General features: G+C 70.6%; 4 protein-coding genes. All 4 read right to left on the reverse strand.

Annotated features, from left to right (window positions below):
• Positions 1 to 865: PIG-L family deacetylase (locus tag AB0J09_RS58280; RefSeq protein WP_360711773.1), on the reverse strand; the 865-nt coding region annotated here is incomplete at its 3' end.
• 19 nt (positions 866 to 884) lie between these two features.
• Positions 885 to 1,685, reverse strand: a complete 801-nt coding sequence (locus AB0J09_RS58285) for a carbohydrate ABC transporter permease (RefSeq protein WP_360711776.1) — start codon at positions 1,683 to 1,685, stop codon at positions 885 to 887.
• Positions 1,682 to 2,560, reverse strand: coding sequence for a sugar ABC transporter permease (locus AB0J09_RS58290; RefSeq protein ID WP_360711778.1), 879 nt, complete (start codon positions 2,558 to 2,560; stop codon positions 1,682 to 1,684). Before AB0J09_RS58290 ends, AB0J09_RS58285 begins: the two co-directional genes overlap by 4 nt.
• 2 nt (positions 2,561 to 2,562) lie before the next feature.
• On the reverse strand, positions 2,563 to 3,927 hold the full coding sequence (locus AB0J09_RS58295; protein ID WP_360711781.1) for an extracellular solute-binding protein: 1,365 nt from the start codon (positions 3,925 to 3,927) through the stop codon (positions 2,563 to 2,565).
• Between the last annotated feature and the right edge of the window lie 116 nt (positions 3,928 to 4,043).

Below are 4,043 nucleotides of genomic sequence, written 5' to 3' on the forward strand. Positions count from 1 at the left end.
GCGCGGGGAACGGCACCCGCGAGTCCACCTGCGTGAAGAAGTCGCAGCCGAGCTGGCCGGGGTCCGACGGCACGTCAGGGAAGACGGCCCACCCTTGGGAGGCGTAGGTGCGCTGCGCCTCGCGCTCGACGGTCGCCCACGTCTTGCCCTGACTCTGGGACGGCTGCCCGCTCCACACGCCGTACACGTTCTGCGCGGGGTTGGTGGGACGGAAGGTGGAGGCGCAGGAAGGGCCGGTCTGCGAGGTGCCGCGCCCGCCGCCGAGCAGCAGCCGGGCCGGCGCGAACGGCTTCAGCCCCTCACGCGTGATCTGTTCGGGGAACGCCTTGGGGTCGGCGGCCGCGTAGAACGCCTGCACGGCCAGCCGTGCCGCCTGCTGATGGTTGCCGTGGTTGCCGGGTGAGGGCGCCGGATCCATCGTCAGGATCATCTCGGGCCGGGTCTGCCGGACCACCCGCACGACCTTCTCCAGGGTGTCCGCACCCCAGATCTGGTCGGTCAGCGGGGCGCTCACCGTGTAGTAGAAGTCGACGTCGTCGAGGTTGAACACCTCGCGAACGGCCGCCTTGCCGACCGCCGACCGCTCCTCGGCCTCGCGCAGCAGCCCGAGGGCGGGACCCTCCTCAGGCCCGACCGCGTTGCCGCCGCCCTCGCCCCGGGTGACGGTGACGACGCCGGTGCGGACGTGGTGGTCCTCGTTCCACTGGCCCAGCGTGGACAGGCTGAAGGCCTCGTCGTCGGGATGCGCGCCGACGAACAGCGCGTCGAGGTCCACGGGCGAGTCGGCGGAGGCTGCGGACGGAATGGCGGGTAAGAGGGCGAGCGCGACCGTGGCGGCCAGCACCAGCGACAGGCGTTTACGCATGGAACCTCCGGAACGACGGTTACTCGCGGACTGCCCCCTGGAGCAGCCCGCGGACGAAATGGCGCTGAAGGAACAGGTAAAAAATCACCACCGGCGTCGCGACGATGACCGAGCCGGCGGCGAGCAGGGTGAAGCCGGAGGTGTACTGGCCCTGGAAGAAGGCCAGCCCCAGTGGCGCGGTCCGCAGCGACTCACTGGTCACCATGATCAGCGGGATGAGGAACTCGTTCCACGTCCACATGAAGACCAGCACGGTCAGCGTGACGACGGCGGGCCGGGCCGGCGGCACCAGCACCCGCCACAGGATGCGCCAGGTCGAGGCGCCGTCGATGCGGGCGGCCTCCACGATCGCGCGGCTGGAGGCCCGGAAGTACGCCCGCATCCAGAACGTGCCGAACGCCACCGACAGCGCCACCTGCGGCAGCGCCACCGACCAGAACGTGTCGATCAGCCCCAGCGAGCGCAGGTCGAAGTAGAGCGGCACCGCGATGGCCTCGCTCGGCATCATGATCCCGAGCATGAACAGGTAGAACAGCATCGACTGGCCGCGGAAGCGCATGGTGCCGAACGCGTACCCGCTCATGATCGACAGCACCACGCTCACAACCACGACGAACGACGACACGGCCAGGCTGCTGCGCAGGTAGGTGCCGAAGTGGCCGATCTCCCACGCCGCCGTGAAGTTGCCCAGCCCGGACGTGCCGCCGCTGTCGGCGGGGCCGAGCGCGGCGGACAGGATCGTCACGATGGGGAAGAGCGCGAACGCGGCGAACACCGACAGGATGACGTAGTTGGCCACCCGCTCACCGCGCGAGATCACGAGGCACTCCTGTCCGCGAACCGGTTGATCCCGAACGAGATCACGAAGATGACCACGGTGAGCGTGACGCCGATGGCCGCCGCCGAGCCGATCTGGCTGAGCCCGAAGGCCCGGTGGTAGACCTCGTACGACGGCACCGACGTGGAGTCGCCGGGCCCGCCCCGCGTCGTGACGTACACCAAATCGAACGTGCGCAGCGCGGCGATCACCGTCAGCGTCAGCGCGACGGCGATCTCCCCGCGCACCGACGGCAGCGTGACCGCGAAGAACTCCCTGAGCGCGCCCGCGCCGTCCAGCCGCGCGGCCTCGTACAGCTCGCCGGGGATGCGGCTCATCCCGGCCAGCAGCAGCACCGTCACCAAGCCGGTCTCGAACCAGGTGCCCACCACCCCGACCGCGGGCAGCGCGAACGTGTAGTCGCCCAGCCAGCCCCTGGTCAGCGAGTCGAGCCCGAGCGCGCCGAGCAGCGTGTTGAGCGTGCCGTCGGGCGCGTAGACGCGCCGCCAGGCCACGGCCACCACGACCATGGCCACCACCTGGGGCAGGAACACGACGGTCCGGAAGAACCCGAGCCCGCGCACCTTGGCGTGGTTGAGTATCGCGGCCAGCCCCAGCCCGATGACCAGCGGCCCGGCCGCGTAGAACACGACCAGGACCAGCGCGTGGCCGAACGCGGCCCGCAGCCCCTCGTCGGCGACGATCGCGACGTAGTTGTCCAGGCCGACCCAGCGGCCAAGCGACAGCCCGTCCCAGTCGTACAGCGACAGCTGCACCGCGCGCCCGATCGGGTAGAGCAGGAAGACCGCGTAGACGGCGAACGCCGGAAGCAGGTAGAGGTAGGCGACGCGGCGCGGCTCTCCGGGAGGCCGGCCCATGCTCACCCGTTGCTCTCGGCGAACGTCTTGTAGTCCTTCTCCAGCGTGGCCAGGAACTCCTGCGGGGTCTGCTTCTTGGCCAGCAGGTCCTGCAGTGCCGCGCCCAGCGTGTCGGCGAACGTCGGGGTCGCGTAGTCGAGGTACGGCACCAGCCCGTCCTTCGCCGTCGCCGTGCCGAACGCGGTGAAGACGTCCTGCTGCGGCCCCGCGGGGACGCTCTGCTGCGCCGTGTCGGCGACGGGCAGGTTGCCGGTGGTGGTGAGCACCTTCATCGCGTCGGCGTTGGTGATGAAGTCGATGTACGCTGCCGCCGCGTCGGGGTCGGGGCTCTTGGCCGTGATCGCGAACGGCAGCCCGGTCCCGCCGGTCGCGACGGGCGGCGCGTCGGCCGTGGCGCCCGGCGGCAGCATGAAGCCCAGGTCCTTGCCCAGCGCCTTCTGCAGGTCGGCGAGCAGCCAGGTGCCCCCGATCAGGAAGACGCCCTCGCCCTTGCCGTACGCCTGCCACGCCGGGTCGTAGCCCTGGCCGTTGAAGCCCTTGTTGAAGTAGCCCTTGTCGACCCAGCCGACGAGCTCCTCGGCGGCCTTGGTGTTCTCCGGCGTGTTCCACGAGGCGCCCTTGCGGCCGAAGGCCAGCGTGCTGATCTGGTCGGCCGGGACGGCGCGGCCCTGCACGGTGCCGAACACGTGGATGGCCGGCCACTTGTCGAGGTTGCCCAGCTGCATCGGCACCTCACCGCCCGCCTTGGCCTTGTCCAGCGCGGCCCCGAACTCGGCCCACGTCTTCGGCGGCTGCAGGCCGAGCTTGGTCAGCTTGGCCTTGTTGTAGAAGATGCCGACGACCTCGCCGACCTGCGGCAGGCCGTACAGGTTGCCCTCGCCGAACACCTTGCCGTCGGCGCTGTAGCTCGAGTAGCGCAGCACCGACTGCGGATAGCGCTTCTTCCATCCGTACGCCTCGGCGTAGGCGTCCAGCGGGCGCAGCTGCCCGGCCTTGACGAACGCGCCCATCGACGAGCGCCCGTTGTTGGCCTCCACGATGTCGGGCGGCTCGTTGCCGCTCAAAGCCAGGCGCAGGGTCGTGTTGAGGTCGTCGAAGGAGCGGCTCACCCGGTTGAGCTTGATGTTGGGGTACTTCGCCTGGAAGGCGGCGTTGAGCTGCTTCATCTGGGCGGCCTGACCGCCGCGTACCTCCTGGTCCCAGATCGTGAGCGTGACGTTGCCGAGCTTTGCGGCGTCGGTGCGCACCGCCGAGGCGCTCGGCTGCGCGGAGGTGGCCGCAGGCGGGGCGGAGGAGCCCGGGGCGCACGCGGCGAGGGTCAGGGCGCCGGCGGCCAGCACGGCGAGCGCTCGGAGCGGGGGGTTCATGGTGTTACTCCTTCTGCGCAGGCACGCGAGGCGTGCCGGGGTCCTCGTCCTCGGTCCGGTCCGGCCGTGTCCCTGAGGGCTTGGGGCCGACGTCGGCGTACCGGGCGATGGTGGCG

The sequence above is a fragment of the Nonomuraea sp. NPDC049784 genome, assembly GCF_040659615.1.
Lineage (GTDB): Bacteria > Actinomycetota > Actinomycetes > Streptosporangiales > Streptosporangiaceae > Nonomuraea.

Bases quoted from the DNA above. Each gene is read 5' to 3' on its own strand.
- AB0J09_RS58290 (WP_360711778.1), bottom strand. From the start codon at position 2,560: ATGGGCCGGCCTCCCGGAGAGCCGCGCCGCGTCGCCTACCTCTACCTG.
- AB0J09_RS58295 (WP_360711781.1), bottom strand. From the start codon at position 3,927: ATGAACCCCCCGCTCCGAGCGCTCGCCGTGCTGGCCGCCGGCGCCCTG.